Raw genomic sequence first — 22944 nt, forward strand, 5'->3', positions numbered from 1 at the left:
CATTTACTTACTTATTTCTCTGTATGACTGTTCTGTGATAATCGTGCATAAGTTTTTCCGCGGCATAAAAAAACCGGCGCTTAGCCGGTTTTTTTGTACCCGTTTATCGACTCAGACCTTGTCGATATCCACATCGCGGGTTTCTTTCAGGCAGAACAGCCCGACTACCAGGCTGACACCGGTGATCAGCACCGGGTACCAGAGCCCGTAGAAGATGTCGCCGGTGTACACCACCAAGGCAAAGGACACAGTGGGCAGGAAACCACCGAACCAACCGTTGCCGATGTGGTAGGGCAGCGACATCGAGGTGTAGCGGATCCGGGTCGGGAACAGTTCGACCATCACCGCCGCCAAGGGCCCGTAGGTCATGGTCGCGATCAGGATCATCGCCACGATCAGCACCACCACCATGGTTTCGTTGACAGCCGAAGGATCGGCCTTGGCCGGGTAGCCCGCCTTGTCGATTGCTGCCCGCAGCGCCACTTCGTCGAAACCGTCGATGCGCTGGTCACCCACGGTCACCACCACGCTGCTGCCAGCGGCTACCGATTCGGAGCTGTAGGGCAGGCCCTGTTTGACCAGGAAGGTCTTGACCTTGTCACAAGGGCTGTCGAAGCGCGCCTTGCCCACCGGGTCGAACTGGAAGGTGCAGCTTTGCGGGTCGGCCATGACCACGATCGGTGCCTGGCGACTGGCGGCGTCGATCTGCGGGTTGGCGTAATGACTCAGGGCCTTGAACAGCGGGAAGTAGAGCAGGGTGGCCAACAGCAGGCCCAGCATCAGGATCGGTTTTCGGCCCACGCGGTCCGACAGCCAGCCGAAGAACACGAAGAACGGCGCGCCGATGACCACGCTGATGATCAGCAGTGTATTGGCCTGTGCCGGGTCCATCTTGAGCATCTGGGTGAGGAAGAACAGCACATAGAACTGCGCGGTGTAGAAGGTGACGGCCTGGCCGGCGTTGATGCTGAACAGAGCGGTCAACACCACCTTGAGGTTGGCCCAGGAACCGAAGGATTCACGGATCGGCGCCTTGCTGGCCTTGCCCTGGGCCTTCATTTTCACGAAGGCGGGCGACTCGTGCATGCTCATGCGAATCCAGGTGGAAATCGCCAGCAGCACGATCGACAGCAGGAACGGCAGGCGCCAGCCCCAGACTTCGAACTGGTCGCCACTGATGTAGCGGCTACCGAGCACCACCACCAGCGACAACAGCAGGCCGAGGGTGGCGGTGGACTGGATGAAACCGGTGTGAAAGCCACGCTTGCCCGGTGGCGCGTGCTCGGCCACATAGGTCGCCGCGCCGCCATACTCGCCCCCCAGCGCCAGGCCCTGGAGCATGCGCAGTATCACCAGGATGATCGGGGCGGCAATGCCTATGCTGGCGTAGGTGGGCAGCAGGCCGACGGCGAAGGTCGACAGCCCCATCAGTACGATGGTCACCAGGAAGGTGTACTTGCGCCCGATCATGTCGCCCAGGCGGCCGAATACCAGGGCGCCGAAAGGGCGCACCAGGAAGCCCGCCGCGAAGGCCATCAAGGCGAAGATGAAGGCAGTGGTGTCGTTCACCCCGGCAAAGAACTGCTTGCTGATGACCGCGGCCAGCGCCCCGTAGAGAAAAAAGTCATACCACTCGAACACGGTCCCGAGGGATGACGCGAAAATGATCTTGCGTTCTTCCCGGCGACTGTTGCTGACCGTCGCCGCACCCTGCTCCTGAATGTAGTCCGCCATCGTTGCTGTCCTCGGCCCCAAGGCCCCAGTGATTATTCTTGTTGTTCCACTGTCGATGCCGGCAGACCGCGTCCGGCACCGTTACTGCCACGCGCCTGGTCAGGGCGTCGGTACTGCCTTTTCTTCGTCGATCCGGGTTGTGGATAACAGCCCCCGCGTTATCAATTGCGCCGCCTTTTCGGCAATCATCAAGGTGGGTGAACAGGTATTGCCGGAGACAATCTGCGGCATGATCGAGGCGTCGGCGATGCGCAGGCCCGGCACGCCATGCACACGCAGCTGGTCATCGACGACGTCCAGCGGCCCGTTGCCCATGCGGCAGGTGCCCACTGGGTGGAAAATGGTGGTGCCGATCTGGCCGGCGGCCTCGTGCAGTTGTTCCTCGCTTTGCAAGTCCGGGCCGGGCAGGTATTCGCGTGGATTGAACGGCGCCAGGGCAGGGGCCTGGACGATCTTGCGGGTCAGGCGAATGGCCTGGGCGGCTACGCGCAGGTCTTCGGGGTCGCTGAGGTAATTGGGGTCGATCAGCGGTGCATCGTCCGGGTTGGCCGAGCGGATATCGATGCGTCCGCGGCTGGCCGGGCGCAGGTTGCACACCGAGGCGGTAAAGGCCGGGAAGCGGTGCAGCGGCTCGCCGAAGCGCTCCAGCGACAGGGGCTGCACGTGGTACTGCAGGTTGGCCGAGGCCTGCTCCGGCCCCGAGCGCACGAACGCGCCCAGCTGGCTCGGCGCCATGGCCAAGGGGCCGCTGCGGTCGTACAGGTAACGCAAGCCCATGCCGAGCTTGCCCCAGGCGCTGTTGGCCACCTGGTTGAGGGTGCGTGCCTGGCTGACCTGGTAGATCAGCCGCAGTTGCAAGTGATCCTGCAGGTTGCCGCCCACCCCCGGCAGTTCATGGCGCACGGCGATCCCCAGGCTTTCCAGCAATCCACGGGGACCGATGCCTGAACGCTGCAGGATGCCGGGAGAACCCACGGAACCTGCACACAGGACGATCTCCCGGCGGGCGCTGAAGTGCTGCCAGCTACCCTGCCAGCGAGCCCGTACCTGTGAGGCTCGACCGTCATTGAGGATGACCCGGTCAACCAGTACATCGGTCAGTACCGTCAGGTTGGGGCGCTTGAGTACAGGACGCAGGAAGGCCTTGGCCGAGTTCCAGCGAATGCCGGAACGCTGGTTGACCTGAAAATATCCACAGCCCTCGTTGTCGCCACCGTTGAAGTCGGCAACGCGGGCGATGCCACTTTGTGCAGCGGCATCGCGGAAGGCGTCCAGGATCGACCAGGAATAACGCTGTTGCTCGACGCGCCACTCGCCTTGATCGCCGTGCACATCCGAGGCACCGCCGAAGTGGTTTTCGCTGGCCTTGAACAGGGGCAGAACGTCTTTCCAGGCCCAACCGGCATTGCCTTGCTCGGCCCAGCGGTCGTAGTCACCGGCCTGGCCGCGCATGTAGATCATGCCGTTGATCGAGGAACAGCCACCGAGCACCTTGCCCCGTGGATAACCCAAGGCGCGCCCGTTGAGACCGGGCTGGGCTTCGGTCTTGAAGCACCAGTCGGTGCGGGGGTTACCGATGCAATACAGGTAGCCCACCGGAATATGAATCCAGGGATAGTTGTCGCGACCACCGGCTTCGAGCAGCAGCACCCGGCATCCCGGATCGGCGGACAGACGATTGGCCAGCAGGCACCCGGCAGGGCCGGCGCCGACAACCACGTAATCGTAGACAGGATCGGCTGATGGCATGGGCAACCTCGCGCCTGATTATTATTCTTGTCCCAGTCCATGTTATTGATTATTTTCGGGATGAAAACGTTAGATTTCACTCAACTGCTGTGCGTTTTAGAACAACGTCCGTGAACACCTGATTCACAAGGAAAAGCATGTTCGACTGGAATGATCTGCGGTTTTTTCTCGAGTTGCAGCGTAGCGGTCGCCTGTTGACCGCGGCCAAGCGCCTCAACACCACCCACAGTACCGTGGCCCGGCATATCGAAAATATCGAGCAGAGCCTGGGCACTCCGTTGTTCGTCCAGCACGCCCAGGGCTACGAGTTGACTCCCTCGGGCCAGGCGCTGCTCAAGCATGCCGAAGCCATGGAAAACGTCGCGCTGCTGGCCCAAGAAGAAATCACCCAGGCCATCACGCCGCTGGGCAAGATCCGCCTGGGGGTGACCGAAGGCATCGGTATCATGTTCTTCACCCCACGCATGGGCAGCCTGTTCGAACGTTATCCGGGGCTTGAAGTGGAACTGGTCGCAGTGCCGCGTTTTGTCAGCATCCTCAACCGCGAGGCGGAAATCAGCATTCACCTGGAGCGGCCCAATGCCGACTTGTTGATCACTCGCAAGCTCACGGACTATCGCCTGGCGCTGTATGCCAGCCCCGATTACCTGGCCCGGGCACCGGCACTGAACCACCGCGAAGACCTCGCCAGGCACAGCTGGATCGGCTACGTCGACGATCTGTTGTTCAGTCAGGAACTGCTGTTTCTCAACAGCTTCTGCCGGGCACCCAACGTGGTGTTCCGCAGCACCAGTGTCATCGCCCAGCAACAGGCCGCCCGCGCCGGATTGGGGATTGCCGTGCTCCCCAACTACATGGCCCGGCACGACCCGGCGCTGGTACGCGTGCTGCCCGGTGAAACCATCCAGCGCAGCTACTGGATCTGCACCCGCCGCGAACTGCACAAGTCAGTGCGCTTGCGGGTGGTCTGGGATTTTCTCCTGGCGTTGTGTGCCGAAGCGCAGGGCGAGTTGCTCGCAGAGTAGGCTCAGCCGCCCAGGGTTTTCATCACCAGCAGCAATGCCGCGCAGATGCCGACCGTGGCGAACAGCTGCTGCAGGCGCGGTCCGGCCAGGCGACTGGCCAGTTGCCGGGCGGCCAGCAACCCCACCACCGCACCGCCGGCAAAGGGTCCGCCCACCGCCCAATGCATCACACCGCCGATGCTGGCGCTGATGACGCTCCCGGTGGAGACCAGGGCGATCACCGCCAGCGAGGTGGCGACGATGCTCTTCATCGGCAGGTTGGTGTAGCGACTCAGTGCCGGAATGATCACAAAGCCGCCACCCACACCCAGCAGGCCGGACAACAGGCCGGACAACAACCCGGTGAACGCCAGCGCCCGGGCGCAGGGCAGGGTCCAGCGCAGTCGGCCTTGCGCCGGATTGAGCACACAGGGCATGAGGCTGCGCTGCCCCAGAGGTGGCTGGCCACGCAGTTCGCGACTGGCCTTGAGCAGCATGCGGGCACAGGCGTAAACCAGCAACACCGCGAACGCCAGGGCCAGCGGCCCATCCGGTAGCTGATGCGCGAGCATCAAGCCAACGGGGGCTGCGGCGATACCGATCAGCGCCACGAAAGCCGCCGCGCGATAACGCACCACGCCCTGGCGCAACCCCAGCAAGGCGCCGACCGCCGCCGCCATACCGACTGCCAGCAGTCCGACCGGCGCGGCCTCGACCATCGACAAGCCAAGGCCGAAGACCAGCAGCGGCACGGCAAGAATGCCACCCCCGGCGCCCGTGAGCGCCAGCACCGCACCAATGATTGCGCCAAGGCCCGCAGCAAGAAAGGGCTGTTCGATCACTGCCGACCCTCGACCGCTGCCGCTTGCGGTTTAGCCAGCCATTCCCGCCCCTTGAGCATGCAGCGCCAGTACAGCGGCGGTAGCACCTGTGCCTTGAGCAACCAGGCCAGGCGCGTCGGACGACGGCCATCGAGCAACCAGCGTGGAAAGCTCGGTGCGACCTTGCCGCCATAGGTGAACTCGGCCAGCACGATCTTGCCGCGCTCCACCGTCAACGGGCAGGAGCCATAACCATCGTAATGGGCGAGGTTGGGCAAGCGCCCCAGGGCGACCAGCACGTTGTTGGCCACCACCGGTGCCTGCTTGCGTGCCGCTGCGGCGGTCTTGGCGTTGCTGGTGTTGATCCCGTCACCCAGACCATGGATGTTGGCGAATGTCCGATGGCGCAGGGTGGCCGGATCGACATCGATCCAGCCTGCGGCATCGGCCAGGGGGCTGTTGCGAATGAAATCGGCGGCCACTTGTGGCGGTACCACATGCAGCATGTCGAAGGGCTGGACCCGGGTTTCACTGCTGCCATCGGGCAGGGTGCGGACAAAGGTCGCCTGTTTGCCCGGACCGTCCACGGCGACCAGGCGGTGGGAATACTGCAGGTCCACCCCGTACTTGTCGATGTACTCCATCAGCGCCGGCACGTAGTCCGCGACGCCGAACAGCACGGCGCCGGCATTGAAGAACTGGGCCTGGATCTTCCCCAGTCGGCCATTACGCAACCAGTGGTCGCACGACAGGTACAAGGCTTTCTGCGGCGCCCCCGCACATTTGATCGGCATGGGCGGCTGGCTGAACAGCGCACGACCCTCGCGCAGGCTCTGCACCAATTGCCAGGTGTAGGGCGCCAGGTCATAGCGGTAGTTGGAGGTCACGCCATTGCGGCCAAGGGTCTCGCTCAAGCCTTCTATGGCATCCCAATCGAGCTTCAGACCAGGGCAGACCACCAGTTGCTCGTAACTCACCAGGCGACCGTCATGCAGGCTTACGGTCTGCCCGAAGGGATCAAAGCTTTCGACCCTGGCCTTGATCCAGTGAACCCCGGACGGGATGGTCGATGCCATGTCCCGCGCGGTGCTGGGTGCATTGAACACCCCGGCGCCGACCATGGTCCAGCCTGGCTGATAGTAGTGGGTGCCGGCCGGATCGACGATTGCAATGTCCAGCGACGGATCACGGCGAATCAGGCTGGAAGCGGCAGCAATACCGGCAGCCCCCGCGCCAACGATCAGGACCTTGTGGTGCTCGCCTTTGGGCGAGGTGGTATGGGCAGGCATGGCAAGGTAGTCCTTTAATAATAATTCTGGGTAGTGCTCAGAGGGTGTTGAGCGGGATCTTCAGATAGCGCACACCGTTTTCTTCCGGCTCGGGCAACTGGCCGCTGCGCATATTGACCTGCACTGAGGGGATGATCAGTACCGGCATGTCCAGGGTGGCGTCACGGGCTTCGCGCATGGCCACGAAACTGTCTTCGCTGATGCCTTCACGCACATGGATGTTGCTGGCGCGCTGCTCGGCCACGGTCGTCATGTAGCGCAGCTCGCGGCCACCCGGCAGGTAGTCGTGGCACATGAACAGCCGCGTGTCGGCGGGGAAGGCGAGGATGCGCTGGATCGAGCGGTACAGGGTGCGCGCGCTGGCGCCAGGGAAGTCGCAACGGGCAGTACCGTAGTCGGGCATGAACAGGGTGTCACCGACGAAGGCGACGGCCTGTCCGGCGATCTCCACCACATAGGTCATGCAGGCCGGCGTGTGTCCCGGCGTATGCAGGGCCCGGGCCTGCAGGTTGCCGATGGCAAAGCCCTGCTCGTCATCGAACAAGACGTCGAACTGGCTGCCATCCCGGGCGAATCCGGGCTCGGCATTGAACAGGGCGCCGAAGACTTTCTGCACCTGGGTAATCTGACTGCCGATAGCGATCTGGCCCCCCAGCATTTGCTTGAGGTAAGCCGCCGCCGACAAATGATCGGCGTGCACATGGGTTTCCAGGATCCACTGCACCTGGGCGCCCAGTGCCTTGACCCGGTCAATCAGCCTGTCGGCCGACGCACTGCTGGTCCGGCCGGACTTGGGATCATAGTCGAGCACACTGTCGATCAGTGCACACTGGCCGCTGTCGTGGTCCATCACCAGATAGCTGATGGTCGAGGTCGCGCTGTCGAATAGCGCTTCCACATACAAATTGCCGCCGATCATCATTACCGCATTCTCCAGAAATTCCAGATGCCTTGGCTTGAAGCCTTACTGACATGGGCCAAACCGTCATCAAGATATGTGCCAGCCAATAGGTAAGCCGTTTCTGAGCTGCAGTGCCGATTTCATTGGGTGTCAGCAATCCGGCACATGGCAGACTGCCGCTTTTGCTGTCAGGCCTTGGCAGTGCCTGGCAGTTTTTGGCAGTCCTCTTCGCCTTCAGTTAAGCTGCTCGGGAGCTTCCCCTGGTGCCTTATGTCTTATTCTCCCCGAGAAATTCCCGATCCTGCAGTCCAGGCGCTGGTGTCCTATCTCGAACACGACGCGCAGCCGACCATCGTGCTGGACACCGACTACAACATCCTGGCGGCAAACGGTGCCTATCAGCGCCAGTTCGGCACCGACAGCCAGCCGCCTATTGGCGGCAAATGCCACCGGGTTTCCCACCACTATGCCGTGCCCTGTGATCAGGCTGGCGAGCAGTGCCCGATGCGCAAGGCCTGGGACAGTCGTAGCCCCGAGCGTGTACTGCACGTGCATCACACCCCTCGTGGACCTGAACATGTAGATGTCGAGTTGCGACCTATCCTCGATCAAAGAGGGGAGGTGGTTGCCTTTGTCGAACGCCTGAGCAGCATTGCAGTGGCATCGGCCCAGCCACAGCAGCAAGGTCTGGTCGGGCGCTCACCCGCCTTCAAGGAGTCCTTGTCCAGCCTGCAGCGAGCAGCGCCCGCGCAAATTCCGGTGTTGTTGCAAGGCGAGTCCGGTACCGGCAAGGAACTGTTTGCCCGCGCGTTGCACCTGGGCAGTCCGCGAGCCAATGCGCCCCTGGTGGTGGTCGACTGTACGGGCCTGACCGAGTCGTTGTTCGAAAGCGAGCTGTTCGGCTATGAGAAGGGGGCTTTCACCGGCGCCTTGCAGCGCAAGATCGGCCTGGCCGAAGCCGCCCATGGCGGTACGCTTTTTCTCGACGAGATCGGCGAAGTGCCCCTTGCCATGCAGGTCAAACTGCTGCGCCTGATCGAGTCCGGCAGCTTTCGTCCGGTGGGCAGCCTGCGTACGGTCCACTCGAACTTCCGTCTGATCTCGGCAACCCACAAGCCGTTGAAAGAGATGGTGGCCGCCGGTACCTTCCGCGAAGACCTCTATTACCGTATCAGCGGCTTTCCCATCCGCCTGCCTGCCTTGCGCGAGCGGGTCGGCGACTTGCCGCTGTTGGTTGAAAGCCTGCTCAAACGCATGGCAGGCAACGCGGCTCCCACAGTGGACAGCGCAGCGATGGCGTTGCTCAGCCTGCACACCTTTCCTGGAAACATCCGTGAGCTGCGCAACATCCTTGAACGGGCGCGGCTGTTTGCCGATGACGGAGTGATCCGGGCCGAGCATCTGCCGGCGGAACTGGGAAGCGGGGAGGTGAAGCCAACCACGTCGCCACGGCGTCGCAACCGGGACAACCTTGGGCAGTTGGCCCAAGCCCTGGAAAGCTTCGATGGCTCGCGCAGTGAACTGGCTCGCCAGCTTGGCCTGAGTGAGCGGACCCTGTACCGGCGCTTACGCGAACTCGGATTGTGAGCCCCCAGAAACGACAAACCCCGGCGAGTGCCGGGGTTTGTCGTTTCTGGGGATGCGAACCTGATCAGAAGTCCAGGTTGGAGACCGCCAGGGCATTGCTTTCGATGAACTCACGACGTGGCTCAACGGCGTCGCCCATCAGGGTGTTGAAGATCTGATCGGCAGCGATCGCGTCTTCGATGGTCACCTTGAGCATGCGGCGCACAGTCGGGTCCATGGTGGTTTCCCACAGCTGGTCAGGGTTCATCTCACCCAGACCTTTATAGCGCTGGATGGTGTGTCGCTTGGTGCTTTCGGTCATCAGCCAGTCAAGGGCTTCCTTGAACTCGCTGACCGCTTTCTTGCGCTCGCCACGTTGCACGTAGGCACCTTCACCGAGCAGGGTGCTCAGCTGCGCGCCCAATGCGGTGACGGTACGGTAGTCGTTGCTGCCGAAGAAGTCGCGGTTGAAGGTAACGTAGCTCGCCAGGCCATGGGAGGTGATTTCCACTTCCGGCAGCCAGACATTGCGCTCCTTGTCTTCACGCAGGCTGGCCTTGTACAACAGGCCCGACTTCTCGCTGATACGCAGACGCTCTTCGAACTTGCCCAACCATGCCTGCATCGCAGCATGATCTGCCAACTGATCCAGGGACACTGGCGGCAGGTAGACGAAGTGCTCGGTCAGCTCCTGCGGGTACAGGCGCGACAGACGCTTGAGCGTCTTCATCACAGTACGGAACTCGTTCACCAGACGCTCCAGCTCCACACCGGAAACCGGTGGCGCCGACTCGTCCAGGTGCAGGCTGGCATCTTCCAGGGCCGACTGCGTCATGTACTCTTCCATGGCGTCGTCGTCTTTGATGTACTGCTCTTGCTTGCCTTTCTTGACCTTGTACAGCGGCGGCTGGGCAATGTAGATGTAGCCACGCTCGACCAGTTCCGGCAGCTGACGGAAGAAGAATGTCAGCAGCAGGGTACGGATGTGCGAACCGTCGACGTCAGCATCAGTCATGATGATGATGTTGTGATAACGCAGCTTGTCGATGTTGTACTCTTCGCGACCGATACCACAGCCCAACGCGGTGATCAGCGTGCCCACTTCCTGGGACGAGATCATCTTGTCGAAACGGGCTTTCTCGACGTTGAGGATCTTGCCCTTGAGCGGCAGGATCGCCTGGGTCTTGCGGTTACGACCTTGCTTGGCCGAACCACCTGCGGAGTCACCCTCCACCAGGTAGAGTTCAGAGAGGGCAGGGTCCTTCTCCTGGCAGTCCGCCAGTTTGCCCGGCAGGCCGGCGATATCCAGCGCACCTTTGCGGCGAGTCATTTCCCGTGCCTTGCGCGCTGCTTCACGAGCACGCGCCGCGTCGATCATCTTGCCGACAACCGCCTTGGCTTCGTTCGGGTTCTCCAGCAGGAAGTCGGAGAAATACTTGCCCATCTCCTGTTCCACGGCGGTTTTCACTTCCGAGGAAACCAGCTTGTCCTTGGTCTGCGAGCTGAACTTCGGATCCGGTACTTTCACCGAAATGATCGCGGTCAGACCTTCACGGGCATCGTCACCGGTGGTCGCGACCTTGTTCTTCTTGGCCAGACCTTCCTGCTCGATGTAGTTGTTCAGGTTACGGGTCAAGGCCGAACGGAAGCCGACCAGGTGAGTACCACCGTCACGCTGCGGAATGTTGTTGGTGAAGCACAACAGGTTCTCGTTGAAGCTGTCGTTCCACTGCAGGGCGATTTCCACACCCACGCCGTCTTCACGCTGGACATTGAAGTGGAACACCTGGTTGACCGGGGTCTTGTTGGTGTTCAGGTATTCAACGAACGCACGCAGACCGCCTTCGTACTTGAAGTACTCTTCCTTGCCCGAGCGCTCATCCTTCAGCAGGATGCCGACGCCAGAGTTGAGGAACGACAGTTCACGAATCCGCTTGGCCAGGATGTCCCAGCTGAAGTGGATGTTCTTGAAGGTTTCGGCCGACGGTTTGAAGTGGATATGGGTACCGGTGGTTTCGCTGTCGCCGACGATTTTCATCGGGGCTTGGGGAACACCGTGAACGTAGGTCTGTTCCCAGATCTTGCCGCTACGACGAACAGTGAGGATCAACTGCTCGGAGAGGGCGTTCACCACCGACACACCTACACCGTGCAGGCCGCCGGAAACCTTATAGGAGTTGTCGTCGAATTTACCGCCAGCGTGCAGGACGGTCATGATGACCTCGGCGGCGGAGACGCCTTCCTCTTTATGCACGTCGACTGGAATGCCGCGACCGTTGTCGCGAACACTGATGGATTCATCCGGATGAATGATTACGGTGATGTCATCACAGTGGCCGGCGAGTGCCTCGTCGATCGAGTTATCGACCACCTCGAACACCATGTGGTGCAGGCCGCTACCATCATCGGTGTCGCCAATGTACATACCGGGACGCTTGCGCACGGCATCTAGCCCTTTCAGCACCTTGATGCTGGAGGAGTCGTACGTTTGATTTTCGCTCATGCCTTCACTCCCGATGGTCGTGGGTCTGGGTGATACGGCCCTGTTCCACGTGGAACAAAGCAACTGGCGTTTCCGTCTGCCAGCCTTCCCTCAATAATTCGTGATCTACACAAGTGATAAACACCTGGCAGCGTAAGTCTTCCAGCAAGCGACAAAGTGCGCGGCGATGCTGCTCGTCCAATTCGGACGGCAAGTCATCCACCAGATAAATACATTGGCCGCGCCGAGCCTGGCTGACCAAATGTCCCTGGGCGATACGCAACGCACAGACCACAAGTTTCTGCTGGCCGCGGGACAAGATATCGGCGGCGTTATGAGCGCCGAGTCTCAGGCGCAAATCAGCTCGTTGTGGCCCGGCCTGGGTATGGCCCATCTGCTGATCTCGTTGCAGGGAAGACGCGAGCACTTCACTGAGTTCTCGATCCTTATCCCAGCCACGGTAATAGCTCAGGGTCAGCCCTTCGAGCTCGACCAAATCGCTCAGGGTTCGCTCAAAGACTGGCTTCAAGGCCTTGATGTAATTTCGGCGATATTCATCTATTTCAGCACTGGCCAGGCACAGTTCCCGGTCCCAGGCCGCTTGCGAAGCAGCGTCAAGTGTACCATGCCGCAACCATGAGTTCCGCTGCCGCAGTGCCTTCTGCAGGCGCTGCCAGGTTGCCATGAAGCGTGGTTCCACGTGGAACACGCCCCAATCGAGGAACTGCCGACGGATTTTCGGTGCCCCTTCGAGCAAGCGAAAACTGTCCGGGTTGATCAATTGCAGCGGCAGAATTTCCGCCAGCTGCGCAGCACTGCGAGCGTTCTGCCCGTCGATTCGAATGGTGAATTCACCCTGGCGATCCCGTGAAATCCCCAGGTTGCTGGTGCCACCTTCGCTCAGTTCGACCTGACCGAATACTGTGCAGGCCAACTGCTCGTACTGAATAACGGGCGTCAGGCGCGTGCTGCGAAAGGAGCGGGCCAGGCCCAGTAGATGAACGGCTTCCAGCACGCTGGTTTTTCCGCTGCCGTTGGCGCCGTACAGGATATTGATGCGGGGTGAGGGGGAGAAGGTCACCGGGTGCAGGTTACGCACCGCGGTGACCGAAACGCGACTGAGGGACATCTAGCGTCTGCTGGACAAATTACAGGCGCATTGGCATGACAACGTAAGCGGAGTCGTCGTTGTCAGCTTCCTGCAGCAGAGCACTGCTGTTGGAGTCCGACAGGATCAGACGAACCTGCTCGGTGGTCATGACGCCCAATACGTCCAGCAAGTAGCTGACGTTGAAGCCGATTTCCAGCGAGCTACCGTTGTAGTCGACGCTGATCTCTTCTTCCGCTTCTTCCTGCTCGGGGTTGTTCGCCTGGATCTTGAGCTGGCCGTTGGCCAGTTGCAGGCGGATACCGCGATACTTCTCGTTGGACAGAATGGCGGTACGGCTGAACGCTTCGCGCAGCGCCTGACGATCACCAACCACCAGCTTGTCACCGCCTTTCGGCAATACGCGCTCATAGTCCGGGAACTTGCCATCGACCAGCTTGGAGGTGAAGGTGAACTCACCGGTGGTGGCGCGAATGTGATGCTGGCCCAGCACGATGCTGACCATGCCATCCGGCTCGGTCAACAGGCGTGCCAGTTCAAGGATACCCTTGCGCGGCACGATTACCTGGTGACGATCGGCCTGTCCGATGTCCGCACGCATCGAGCACATGGCCAGACGGTGACCATCGGTCGCCACGGCACGCAGGGTGTCGGTGGACACTTCCAGCAGCATACCGTTGAGGTAGTAACGCACATCCTGCTGGGCCATGGCGAAGCTGGTGCGCTCAATCAGACGGCGCAGACGGCTTTGCTCCAGGTTGCAGGTCAACGAGCCCGGGCCTTCCTCGACGGTCGGGAAGTCATTGGCTGGCAGGGTCGACAGGGTGAAACGGCTGCGACCGGCCTTGACCACGATCTTCTGCTCGTCGAGCTTGATATCGATCAGGGCATCGTTGGGCAAGCTTTTGCAGATGTCCATCAGCTTGCGCGCAGGTACGGTGATCTCACCTGGCTCGGCAGGTTCTTCGAGCTGCACCCGGCCAACCAGTTCCACTTCCAGGTCGGTACCGGTAAGCGACAGTTGCTGGCCTTGAACGACCAGCAGCACATTGGACAGTACCGGCAAGGTCTGGCGGCGCTCGACGACACCTGCGACCAGTTGCAGGGGTTTCAACAGGGCTTCGCGTTGAATGGTGAAATGCATGGTCTAGTCCCTTGCCTTAATAAGCTGCGCTGACGCCAATCACGTCGTCAGGGTCCGCAGCAGGTTCTTGTAGTCCTCGCGGATATCCGCGTCGGATTCCTTGAGTTCGTTGATCTTGCGGCACGCATGCAACACTGTGGTGTGGTCGCGGCCGCCGAAGACGTCACCGATTTCCGGCAAGCTGTGGTTGGTCAGCTCCTTGGACAGGGCCATGGCCACCTGACGCGGCCGGGCTACCGAACGGGAACGACGCTTGGACAGCAGATCGGAGATCTTGATCTTGTAGTACTCGGCCACGGTGCGCTGGATGTTATCCACACTCACCAGCTTGTCCTGCAGGGCCAGAAGATCCTTGAGCGATTCGCGAATCAGCTCGATCGTGATGTCGCGTCCCATGAAGTGCGAGTGGGCGATGACCCGCTTCAGGGCACCTTCAAGTTCACGGACGTTGGAGCGAATGCGTTGGGCGATGAAGAAGGCCGCATCATGGGGCAGTTCGACCTTTGCCTGGTCGGCTTTCTTCATCAGGATCGCGACGCGGGTTTCCAGCTCCGGTGGCTCGACCGCAACGGTCAGGCCCCAGCCGAAACGCGACTTCAGGCGTTCTTCCAGGCCTTCGATCTCTTTCGGATAGCGGTCGCTGGTCAGAATGACCTGTTGACCACCTTCGAGCAAGGCGTTGAAGGTGTGGAAAAACTCTTCCTGGGAACGCTCTTTGCGGGCAAAGAACTGGATGTCATCGATGAGCAGGGCGTCCACCGAACGGTAGAAACGCTTGAACTCGTTGATGGCATTGAGTTGCAGGGCCTTGACCATGTCGGCGACGAAACGCTCGGAATGCAGGTAGACCACCTTGGCATTCGGATTCTTCTTGAGCAGGTGGTTACCCACAGCATGCATCAAGTGCGTCTTACCCAGGCCAACGCCGCCGTACAGGAACAGCGGGTTATAGCCGTGCTTGGGGTTGTCGGCGACCTGCCAGGCCGCCGCGCGGGCCAGCTGGTTGGACTTACCTTCGACGAAGTTCTCGAAGGTGAAGGTGCGGTTCAGGTAACTGGTGTGCTTGAGCGCACCTTCTACCTGGACGGTGCGGCCGCTGGGCGCCGGGGCACTGCTGGACTCGCCCATGGAATCGAAGCTGTCACGCGAAGGCGCTTGTTCGACTTCGGCCACGGCTACGGCGGGGGCGGTAGCCACAGGGGCAGCGCTAGGTTCGGTAACCACGGAGGCTTGTGCGGCCTGTGCCTGTGCATGCGCCTGGGACGCGGCCACTGCAGCGGCCAGCGGTGCGTTGGGTGCTGCACGAGGCGCCGAGCTGCGTCGGCTGCCTATTAATAAGGAAAGCGCAGGCGCGATGCCGTTGCCGTGTTCACCCAACAGTTCGAGCAGGCGGCCCAGGTACTTTTCATTGACCCAGTCGAGCACGAAGCGGTTAGGCGCATAGACGCGCAACTCGTCGCCTTCGGCTTCGACCTGTAGCGGACGGATCCAGGTGTTGAATTGCTGGGCAGGCAGTTCATCGCGCAGAAGCTCCACGCACTGCTGCCAAAGTTCCACTGACACGGATATCCCCTGAGTTGAAAGCCGGTGAGGCCGGTGAGGCAAAAACAAGCGCCCATTGTACCGAGCGCCAGCCCAGTTATCCACATGCAGCTGCGCCAAGGATGGCGATAAATCAGCAGCTTAGTGACCAAAATGACCTTGCCGCACTGTGAATAAGCCCTGTGGATAACCGCCATTGAGGTCTTTGCACAACTGGGGGCTGAAATCGGTGGATAACCGGCCTGTGGATAACGCTCGATTTGATCCACAGCTTTTCCGGGGGTTCGGCACAGTCAAAACACCGCTTCCCGACAAGCTTTCAATTCTCTGTACATGGCGAAAATAAAGGCCTGTAGAACTTTATCCACAGATATCCCGTTCCTAAGCTTTATAAGTTTTACAGAAAAGCTTTAAATAATTCCTCTCTCTTTTTCTATGTCTAAGCGTGAATCGATCGCTCGCGCAGGCTTCGCTCGTCGACCCGGGTGATTTTCCGTCTATAAGGAAAAGCTGGTTGGAAATTGACCTATGGCCTTGCTTTCTCTAGAATCGCCGATCTCTTAAAACGGGGGCCATTCCGGCCCGTTGTCGACGAACCAGGTAACACGCCATGAAACGTACTTTCCAACCAAGCACCATCAAGCGCGCTCGCACTCACGGTTTCCGTGCCCGTATGGCCACCAAGAACGGTCGTGCCGTTCTGTCGCGTCGCCGTGCCAAAGGCCGTAAGCGCCTGGCAGTTTGATTTTTCGGCACTGGTGGTGAGTCAGGACTTCAGTCGGGAAAAGCGCCTGCTTGTTCCCCGACACTTCAAAGCGGTCTTCGACTCCCCAACCGGCAAGGTTCCAGGGAAAAACCTGCTGCTCCTTGCCCGCGAGAACGGCCTGGATCATCCCCGCCTGGGGTTGGTAATCGGGAAAAAGAGCGTCAAGCTCTCCGTTCAACGCAATCGCCTGAAACGCCTGATGCGCGATTCGTTTCGCCTGAACCAGCACTTGCTTGCTGGCTGGGATATCGTGATCGTCGCGCGCAAAGGGTTGGGCGAGATTGAAAACCCAGAATTGCACCAACATTTTGGCAAGCTCTGGAAGCGCCTCGCACGCAGTCGGCCCGCTCCAGTGGTGAACACCGACTCTGTGGGGGTAGACAGTCAAGATGCGTAAACTGGCACTCGTCCCGATCCAGTTTTACCGTTATGCCATTAGTCCTCTGATGGCCAGTCACTGTCGTTTCTACCCCAGTTGCTCCTGCTATGCGCTGGAAGCCATCGAAACCCATGGCGTTCTGCGCGGTGGGTGGCTTACCGTTCGTCGTCTGGGGCGTTGTCATCCGTGGAATGCCGGCGGTTTTGACCCGGTTCCGCCTGCTCCCTCTTCCCGTTCTTCTTCGATAGCCGAGTAATCATGGATATTAAACGCACGATCCTGATCGTCGCCCTGGCAATCGTGTCCTATGTCATGGTCCTTAACTGGAACCAGGACTACGGCCAAGCTGCCCTGCCGACTCAGAATACTGCTGCCAGCAACGCTGCCCCGGCCCTGCCGGACACCGCGCAGGCCGGCAACACTGGCGCCAGCGCCGATGTGCCGAGCGCCAACGCTGAATCCAGCCCAGCCGAACTGGCTCCGGTTGCCATCAGCAAGGACCTGATCCGGGTCAAGACTGATGTCCTGGACCTGGCTATCGATCCAAACGGCGGTGATATCGCCCAGCTGATGCTGCCCAAGTACCCACGCCGCCAGGACCATCCGGACATTCCGTTCCAGTTGTTCGACAACGGTAGCGAGCGTACTTACCTGGCCCAGAGCGGCCTGACCGGCGTCAACGGTCCGGATGCACGCCCAACCGGCCGTCCGCTGTACGCCGCCGATCAGAAAAGTTATCAACTGGCCGATGGCCAGGACCAGATGGTTGTCGACCTGAAGTTCAGCGATAACGGTGTCAACTACATCAAGCGCTTCAGCTTCAAGCGCGGTGAATACGACCTGACCGTCACCTACCTGATCGACAACCAGAGCGCCCAGCCCTGGAGCGGTAACCTGTTCGCTCAGTTGAAGCGTGACGCCAGCTCGGATCCGTCCTCGAGCACCGCCACCGGTACCGCGACCTACCTGGGTGCGGCCCTGTGGACAAGTTCGGAGCCCTACAAGAAGGTGTCGATGAAAGACATCGACAAGGGAAATCTGAAAGAAAATGTTACCGGTGGTTGGGTAGCCTGGCTGCAGCACTACTTCGTCACTGCCTGGATTCCAAACAAGTCTGACAACAACATCGTTCAGACCCGCAAGGACAGCCAGGGTAACTACATCATCGGTTTCACCGGCCCGGCGCTCAACGTAGCCCCTGGCGCCAAAGCCGAAACCAGCACCATGCTGTATGCCGGTCCCAAGATCCAGGATCGCCTGAAGGAGTTGTCCCCAGGTCTGGAGCTGACTGTCGACTACGGCATCCTGTGGTTCATTGCCCAGCCGATCTTCTGGCTGCTGCAACATATCCACAGCCTGCTCGGCAACTGGGGCTGGTCGATCATCGTCCTGACCATGCTGATCAAGGGCCTGTTCTTCCCGCTGTCCGCCGCCAGCTACCGTTCGATGGCGCGCATGCGTGCCGTGGCGCCGAAACTGGCTGCCCTGAAAGAGCAACATGGCGATGACCGGCAGAAAATGTCGCAAGCCATGATGGAGCTGTACAAGAAAGAGAAGATCAACCCGCTGGGCGGTTGCTTGCCGATCCTGGTGCAGATGCCGGTCTTCCTCTCGCTGTACTGGGTGTTGCTGGAAAGCGTCGAGATGCGTCAGGCGCCGTGGATGTTCTGGATCACCGACCTGTCGATCAAGGATCCGTTCTTCATCCTGCCGATCATCATGGGCGCGACCATGTTCATCCAGCAGCGTCTGAACCCGACCCCGCCGGATCCGATGCAGGCCAAGGTGATGAAAATGATGCCGATCATCTTCACCTTCTTCTTCCTGTGGTTCCCAGCAGGTCTGGTGCTGTACTGGGTTGTGAACAACGTGCTGTCGATCGCACAGCAGTGGTACATCACCCGCAGCATTGAAGCGGCTACCAAGAAAGCTGCCGCTTGACGGGTTAGCCAGCTAACCTGTGGAAAAACGCCCCCTCGTGGGGCGTTTTGCTATCTGTCGTTTTTGTCGTGAGGCCTTCGAGCATGAACACTGTGCGTGAAACCATCGCCGCCATCGCTACCGCCCAGGGACGTGGGGGGGTGGGGATCGTGCGGCTTTCCGGCCCCCTGGCGCAGCAAGCGGGCCTGGCCATCTGCGGTCGTACCTTGACCCCGCGCCACGCCCACTACGGTCCATTCCGCGCCGAAGACGGGCTGGTCCTGGATGAAGGCATCGCGCTGTTTTTCCCGGGACCCAACTCGTTCACCGGTGAAGACGTGCTGGAACTCCAGGGCCATGGCGGCCCGGTGGTGCTGGATATGCTCCTGCAGCGCTGTGTACAACTGGGGTGCCGACTGGCTCGGCCCGGTGAATTCAGCGAGCGCGCCTTCCTCAACGACAAGCTCGACCTGGCCCAGGCCGAAGCGATTGCCGACCTGATCGAGGCCAGTTCTGCACAGGCCGCCCGCAATGCCTTGCGCTCGTTGCAGGGGGAGTTTTCCCGACGTGTGGATAACCTCACCGAGAAACTGATCAGCCTGCGTATCTACGTGGAAGCCGCCATCGACTTCCCCGAGGAAGAAATCGACTTCCTCGCCGATGGCCATGTGTTGAGCATGCTCGATGACGTGCGCAGCAATCTGTCCACAGTGCAGCGCGAGGCCGGGCAGGGTGCTTTGCTGCGGGACGGGATGACGGTGGTCATCGCCGGTCGTCCGAATGCCGGCAAATCCAGCCTGCTCAATGTCCTGGCCGGACGTGAGGCGGCCATCGTCACCGACATCGCCGGCACCACCCGTGACATCCTGCGCGAACATATCCACATCGACGGTATGCCGCTGCATGTGGTGGATACCGCGGGGCTGCGTGATACGGATGACCATGTGGAAAAGATTGGCGTAGAGCGTGCGCTCAAGGCCATCACCGAAGCCGATCGGGTGTTGCTGGTGGTGGATTCAACCGCCCCTGAAGCCAGTGATCCCTTCGCCCTGTGGCCGGAATTCCTCGACCTGCGTCCGGATCCTGCCAAGGTCACGCTGATTCGCAACAAGGCTGACCTCAGCGGTGAAGCCATCGCCATGGAGCAGAGCGAAGATGGCCACGTCACCATCACCCTCAGCGCCAAGGACACAGACATGGGCCTGGAGTTGCTGCGCGAGCACCTCAAAGCCTGCATGGGTTATGAACAGACCGCCGAAAGCAGCTTCAGTGCGCGCAGAAGGCACCTGGAGGCGCTGCGCCAGGCCAGCGCGCATCTTGAGCATGGCCGTGCCCAACTGACCCTGGCTGGGGCAGGGGAGTTGCTGGCGGAAGACCTGCGCCAGGCCCAACAAGCCCTGGGTGAGATCACCGGCGCCTTCAGCTCCGACGACCTGCTGGGTCGCATCTTCTCCAGCTTCTGCATCGGCAAGTAAGCGTTCTTATCCACACCCGGGCCGGCCAAAGGCCTGGGTGCTGATCCTGATCCTCTGATTTTTCCCATCCTCACAGGAGCACATTGCGTGCTCCTGCGCTTTTTCCTGCGCGCGTGTCCACATTCTGACGAAATAAGCCCTGTGGAAAACTCGCCTTCAGCTCCGTTGATAAGTGGCCTTCAAGACTGGAGATAACCCCGCCTGTGGGTAACTGGCACTTTCATCCACAGGCTTAACGCGCTTATCCAGAACGCTCATGGCCGGTAGGCCACAGGGTTATAAATCTCTGTACATCACGTGATTCAAAGCCTGTAGAACCTTATCCACAGATAGGATGGTGCATAAGAATAAACATAAAAACAAAGCTTTAATAAATTTCTCTCTCTTAATTTCTATTGCTCGCCACTCATCCACAGCCTGGTTAAATTTTGTCCAAGCGGTTCCTTTAGAGGGGGGTAAGTCCCTATACTTGTGCGTTATCCCTATCTATTCCCGAAACAGGCACGAGGTGCGTGGTGGATTTCCCTTCCCGTTTTGAAGTGATCGTCATCGGCGGCGGCCATGCCGGTACCGAGGCTGCGCTTGCGTCTGCACGCATGGGCGTAAAAACCCTGCTGCTGACCCACAACGTGGAAACCCTCGGTCATATGAGTTGCAACCCGGCCATCGGTGGCATCGGCAAGAGCCACCTGGTCAAGGAAATCGATGCGCTCGGCGGCGCCATGGCGCTGGCCACTGACAAGAGCGGTATCCAGTTCCGTGTATTGAACAACCGCAAAGGCCCGGCGGTGCGAGCCACTCGCGCCCAGGCCGACCGCGCTATCTACAAGGCTGTAGTGCGCGAGATTCTCGAGAACCAGCCCAACCTGTGGATATTCCAGCAGTCCTGCGATGACCTGATCGTCGAGCAGGACCAGGTACGCGGTGTGGTGACCCAGATGGGTCTGCGCTTTTTCGCCGACTCCGTGGTACTGACCACAGGCACCTTCCTCGGTGGACTTATCCACATTGGTCTGCAGAACTATTCCGGCGGCCGCGCCGGCGATCCGCCCGCCATCGCCCTGGCTCACCGCCTGCGCGAGCTGCCTTTGCGTGTCGGTCGCCTGAAAACCGGTACACCGCCGCGTATCGATGGTCGCTCAGTGGATTTCTCGGTGATGACCGAACAACCTGGCGATACGCCGATCCCGGTCATGTCGTTCATGGGCGACAAGGCCATGCATCCGCGCCAGGTCAGTTGCTGGATTACCCACACCAATGCCCGTACCCACGAGATCATCGCCTCGAACCTCGATCGTTCGCCGATGTACTCGGGGGTGATCGAAGGCATCGGTCCGCGTTACTGCCCATCGATCGAAGACAAGATCCACCGCTTTGCCGACAAGGAAAGCCACCAGGTGTTCATCGAGCCTGAGGGCCTGAACACCCACGAGCTGTACCCGAACGGGATATCCACATCCTTGCCGTTCGATGTGCAGCTGGAGATCGTCCGCTCGATCCGCGGCATGGAAAACGCCCACATCGTGCGTCCGGGCTACGCCATCGAGTACGACTACTTCGATCCACGCGATCTGAAGTACAGCCTGGAAACCAAGGTGATCGGCGGCCTGTTCTTCGCCGGCCAGATCAACGGCACCACCGGCTACGAAGAAGCCGGCGCCCAGGGCCTGCTCGCCGGTACCAACGCCGCACTGCGTGCCCAGGGCCGTGAAAGCTGGTGCCCGCGCCGGGACGAGGCGTACATCGGAGTGCTGGTCGACGACCTGATCACCCTCGGCACCCAGGAGCCGTACCGCATGTTCACCTCGCGCGCCGAATACCGGCTGATCCTGCGCGAAGACAACGCCGACCTGCGCCTGACCGAAAAAGGTCGCGAACTGGGTCTGGTCGATGACGAGCGCTGGGCCGCCTTCAGCGCCAAGCGCGAGGGCATCGTCCAGGAAGAACAGCGCCTGAAATCCACCTGGGTACGTCCGGGTACAGCACAAGGCGAGGCCATTGCCGAGAAGTTCGGCACACCGTTGAGCCATGAGTACAACCTGCTCAACCTGTTGTCCCGCCCGGAAATCGACTATGCCGGCCTGATGGAAGTGACCGGCGGTGCAGAAATTGATCCACAGGTGGCTGAACAGGTCGAGATCAAGACCAAATACGCCGGTTACATCGACCGGCAACAGGAAGAAATCGCCCGGCTGCGTGCCAGCGAAGACACCCGCCTGCCCGACGACATCGACTACAGTGGTATTTCCGGTCTGTCCAAGGAGATCCAGGGCAAGCTCGGCCAGACCCGGCCGGAAACCCTGGGCCAGGCATCGCGTATCCCCGGCGTGACCCCGGCGGCGATTTCCCTGTTGCTGATTCATTTGAAAAAACGTGGCGCAGGCCGCGAGTTGGAGCAAAGCGCTTGAGTTCCCTGGTCACCCCGCAACATGCCGAAGAGTTGTCCACAGGCGCCCGCCAGCTCGGTGTCGAGCTGAGCGAAGGCCAGCACGCCCAGTTGCTGGCCTACCTGGCTTTGCTGATCAAGTGGAACAAGGCCTACAACCTGACCGCCGTGCGCGATCCGGACGAAATGGTCTCCCGCCATCTGCTCGACAGCCTGAGCGTCATGCCGTTTATCCACAGCGAGCGCTGGCTCGATGTCGGCAGCGGCGGCGGCATGCCCGGCATTCCCTTGGCTATCCTGCATCCGGACAAGCAAGTCACGGTGCTCGACAGCAATGGCAAGAAGACCCGCTTCCTGACTCAGGTGAAGATGGAGCTGAAGCTGGATAACCTGCAAGTTATCCACAAGCGGGTCGAAGAGTACCAACCGGCCCAGCCGTTCACTGGAATTGTTTCCCGGGCTTTCAGCAGCATGGAGAACTTTACCAACTGGACCCGCCACCTCGGCGACGAGAAGACGCAGTGGCTGGCAATGAAAGGGCTGCATCCTGCCGATGAACTGGTAGCATTGCCGGCAGATTTCAAAGTGGATAGCGAGCAGGCCTTGACCGTTCCGGGTTGCCAAGGCCAGCGCCATCTGCTGATACTGCGCCGCACGGCATGACTGGGAACACAAGCA

Annotated in this window: 18 protein-coding genes; 9 read left to right on the forward strand and 9 right to left on the reverse strand. The window is 60.5% G+C overall.

The window, feature by feature from the left end:
- Positions 1-111 precede the first annotated feature (111 nt).
- Together ACIQUS_RS00490 and ACIQUS_RS00495 are read right to left on the reverse strand one after the other, a co-directional pair.
- Positions 112-1734: an MFS transporter gene (locus ACIQUS_RS00490; RefSeq protein ID WP_403041483.1), complete on the reverse strand. Its 1623-nt coding sequence runs from the start codon at positions 1732-1734 to the stop codon at positions 112-114.
- 99 nt (positions 1735-1833) lie between these two features.
- Complete coding sequence (locus ACIQUS_RS00495) at positions 1834-3483, reverse strand: GMC family oxidoreductase (RefSeq protein ID WP_403041485.1); 1650 nt, start codon at positions 3481-3483, stop codon at positions 1834-1836.
- A 137-nt stretch (positions 3484-3620) separates the two neighbouring features.
- On the opposite strand from ACIQUS_RS00495, the gene ACIQUS_RS00500 reads away from it, so the two are divergent.
- On the forward strand, positions 3621-4508 hold the full coding sequence (locus ACIQUS_RS00500) for a LysR family transcriptional regulator (RefSeq protein WP_403041487.1): 888 nt from the start codon (positions 3621-3623) through the stop codon (positions 4506-4508).
- A gap of 2 nt (positions 4509-4510) precedes the next feature.
- Here the strand turns inward: ACIQUS_RS00500 and ACIQUS_RS00505 are convergent, their stop codons facing one another.
- Genes ACIQUS_RS00505 through ACIQUS_RS00515 form a run of 3 tightly spaced genes read right to left on the reverse strand, consistent with a single transcriptional unit; the run spans position 4511 to position 7519 of the window.
- Complete coding sequence (locus tag ACIQUS_RS00505) at positions 4511-5329, reverse strand: sulfite exporter TauE/SafE family protein (RefSeq protein ID WP_403041489.1); 819 nt, start codon at positions 5327-5329, stop codon at positions 4511-4513.
- Positions 5326-6597, reverse strand: a complete 1272-nt coding sequence (locus tag ACIQUS_RS00510; protein WP_403041492.1) for an FAD/NAD(P)-binding oxidoreductase — start codon at positions 6595-6597, stop codon at positions 5326-5328. The genes ACIQUS_RS00505 and ACIQUS_RS00510 overlap by 4 nt, the downstream gene beginning before the upstream one ends.
- 37 nt (positions 6598-6634) lie before the next feature.
- The gene (locus ACIQUS_RS00515; RefSeq protein ID WP_403041494.1) at positions 6635-7519 is read right to left on the reverse strand and encodes an MBL fold metallo-hydrolase; all 885 of its coding nucleotides are present in this window, start codon (positions 7517-7519) and stop codon (positions 6635-6637) included.
- Positions 7520-7768: 249 nt separating this feature from the next.
- On the opposite strand from ACIQUS_RS00515, the gene ACIQUS_RS00520 reads away from it, so the two are divergent.
- On the forward strand, positions 7769-9085 hold the full coding sequence (locus ACIQUS_RS00520) for a sigma-54 interaction domain-containing protein (protein WP_403041497.1): 1317 nt from the start codon (positions 7769-7771) through the stop codon (positions 9083-9085).
- A gap of 64 nt (positions 9086-9149) precedes the next feature.
- Here ACIQUS_RS00520 and gyrB read toward each other — a convergent pair whose 3' ends face one another.
- The 4 genes from gyrB to dnaA are packed head-to-tail and all read right to left on the reverse strand — an operon-like array spanning position 9150 to position 15361.
- Positions 9150-11567, reverse strand: coding sequence for a DNA topoisomerase (ATP-hydrolyzing) subunit B (gene gyrB, locus ACIQUS_RS00525; RefSeq protein WP_403041501.1), 2418 nt, complete (start codon positions 11565-11567; stop codon positions 9150-9152).
- A gap of 4 nt (positions 11568-11571) precedes the next feature.
- Complete coding sequence (gene recF / locus ACIQUS_RS00530) at positions 11572-12675, reverse strand: DNA replication/repair protein RecF (RefSeq protein ID WP_403041505.1); 1104 nt, start codon at positions 12673-12675, stop codon at positions 11572-11574.
- Positions 12676-12694: 19 nt separating this feature from the next.
- Positions 12695-13798 carry a DNA polymerase III subunit beta gene (dnaN, locus tag ACIQUS_RS00535; RefSeq protein ID WP_285863654.1) on the reverse strand — a complete coding sequence of 368 codons (1104 nt, stop codon included), beginning with the start codon at positions 13796-13798 and terminating at the stop codon, positions 12695-12697.
- A 39-nt stretch (positions 13799-13837) separates the two neighbouring features.
- Complete coding sequence (dnaA, locus tag ACIQUS_RS00540) at positions 13838-15361, reverse strand: chromosomal replication initiator protein DnaA (RefSeq protein WP_403041510.1); 1524 nt, start codon at positions 15359-15361, stop codon at positions 13838-13840.
- Between the two features lie 589 nt (positions 15362-15950).
- Between dnaA and rpmH the strand changes: the two genes are divergently transcribed.
- From rpmH to rsmG, 7 genes are all read left to right on the forward strand, one after another.
- Positions 15951-16085: a 50S ribosomal protein L34 gene (gene rpmH, locus ACIQUS_RS00545; protein ID WP_002551315.1), complete on the forward strand. Its 135-nt coding sequence runs from the start codon at positions 15951-15953 to the stop codon at positions 16083-16085.
- A 13-nt stretch (positions 16086-16098) separates the two neighbouring features.
- The gene (rnpA, locus tag ACIQUS_RS00550) at positions 16099-16503 is read left to right on the forward strand and encodes a ribonuclease P protein component (RefSeq protein WP_164897205.1); all 405 of its coding nucleotides are present in this window, start codon (positions 16099-16101) and stop codon (positions 16501-16503) included.
- Complete coding sequence (gene yidD, locus ACIQUS_RS00555; protein WP_285863652.1) at positions 16496-16741, forward strand: membrane protein insertion efficiency factor YidD; 246 nt, start codon at positions 16496-16498, stop codon at positions 16739-16741. Before rnpA ends, yidD begins: the two co-directional genes overlap by 8 nt.
- 2 nt (positions 16742-16743) lie before the next feature.
- Positions 16744-18426, forward strand: coding sequence for a membrane protein insertase YidC (gene yidC, locus ACIQUS_RS00560; protein ID WP_403041515.1), 1683 nt, complete (start codon positions 16744-16746; stop codon positions 18424-18426).
- A gap of 83 nt (positions 18427-18509) precedes the next feature.
- Positions 18510-19880, forward strand: coding sequence for a tRNA uridine-5-carboxymethylaminomethyl(34) synthesis GTPase MnmE (gene mnmE, locus ACIQUS_RS00565; RefSeq protein ID WP_403041518.1), 1371 nt, complete (start codon positions 18510-18512; stop codon positions 19878-19880).
- A 515-nt stretch (positions 19881-20395) separates the two neighbouring features.
- Positions 20396-22288: a tRNA uridine-5-carboxymethylaminomethyl(34) synthesis enzyme MnmG gene (mnmG, locus tag ACIQUS_RS00570; protein WP_403041520.1), complete on the forward strand. Its 1893-nt coding sequence runs from the start codon at positions 20396-20398 to the stop codon at positions 22286-22288.
- The gene (gene rsmG / locus ACIQUS_RS00575) at positions 22285-22929 is read left to right on the forward strand and encodes a 16S rRNA (guanine(527)-N(7))-methyltransferase RsmG (protein WP_403041522.1); all 645 of its coding nucleotides are present in this window, start codon (positions 22285-22287) and stop codon (positions 22927-22929) included. Before mnmG ends, rsmG begins: the two co-directional genes overlap by 4 nt.
- Positions 22930-22944: the final 15 nt, after the last annotated feature.

It is taken from the genome of Pseudomonas sp. NPDC090755 (genome assembly GCF_044769005.1).
Lineage (GTDB): Bacteria > Pseudomonadota > Gammaproteobacteria > Pseudomonadales > Pseudomonadaceae > Aquipseudomonas.

What these genes read in the sequence shown, in the direction of transcription:
- ACIQUS_RS00490 (WP_403041483.1), bottom strand. Translation starts at nt 1,734, where the DNA reads ATGGCGGACTACATTCAGGAGCAGGGTGCGGCGACGGTCAGCAACAGT.
- ACIQUS_RS00495 (WP_403041485.1), bottom strand. Translation starts at nt 3,483, where the DNA reads ATGCCATCAGCCGATCCTGTCTACGATTACGTGGTTGTCGGCGCCGGC.
- ACIQUS_RS00500 (WP_403041487.1), top strand. Translation starts at nt 3,621, where the DNA reads ATGTTCGACTGGAATGATCTGCGGTTTTTTCTCGAGTTGCAGCGTAGC.
- ACIQUS_RS00510 (WP_403041492.1), bottom strand. Translation starts at nt 6,597, where the DNA reads ATGCCTGCCCATACCACCTCGCCCAAAGGCGAGCACCACAAGGTCCTG.
- ACIQUS_RS00515 (WP_403041494.1), bottom strand. Translation starts at nt 7,519, where the DNA reads ATGATGATCGGCGGCAATTTGTATGTGGAAGCGCTATTCGACAGCGCG.
- ACIQUS_RS00520 (WP_403041497.1), top strand. Translation starts at nt 7,769, where the DNA reads ATGTCTTATTCTCCCCGAGAAATTCCCGATCCTGCAGTCCAGGCGCTG.
- gyrB (WP_403041501.1), bottom strand. Translation starts at nt 11,567, where the DNA reads ATGAGCGAAAATCAAACGTACGACTCCTCCAGCATCAAGGTGCTGAAA.
- recF (WP_403041505.1), bottom strand. Translation starts at nt 12,675, where the DNA reads ATGTCCCTCAGTCGCGTTTCGGTCACCGCGGTGCGTAACCTGCACCCG.
- dnaN (WP_285863654.1), bottom strand. Translation starts at nt 13,798, where the DNA reads ATGCATTTCACCATTCAACGCGAAGCCCTGTTGAAACCCCTGCAACTG.
- rpmH (WP_002551315.1), top strand. Translation starts at nt 15,951, where the DNA reads ATGAAACGTACTTTCCAACCAAGCACCATCAAGCGCGCTCGCACTCAC.
- yidD (WP_285863652.1), top strand. Translation starts at nt 16,496, where the DNA reads ATGCGTAAACTGGCACTCGTCCCGATCCAGTTTTACCGTTATGCCATT.
- yidC (WP_403041515.1), top strand. Translation starts at nt 16,744, where the DNA reads ATGGATATTAAACGCACGATCCTGATCGTCGCCCTGGCAATCGTGTCC.
- mnmE (WP_403041518.1), top strand. Translation starts at nt 18,510, where the DNA reads ATGAACACTGTGCGTGAAACCATCGCCGCCATCGCTACCGCCCAGGGA.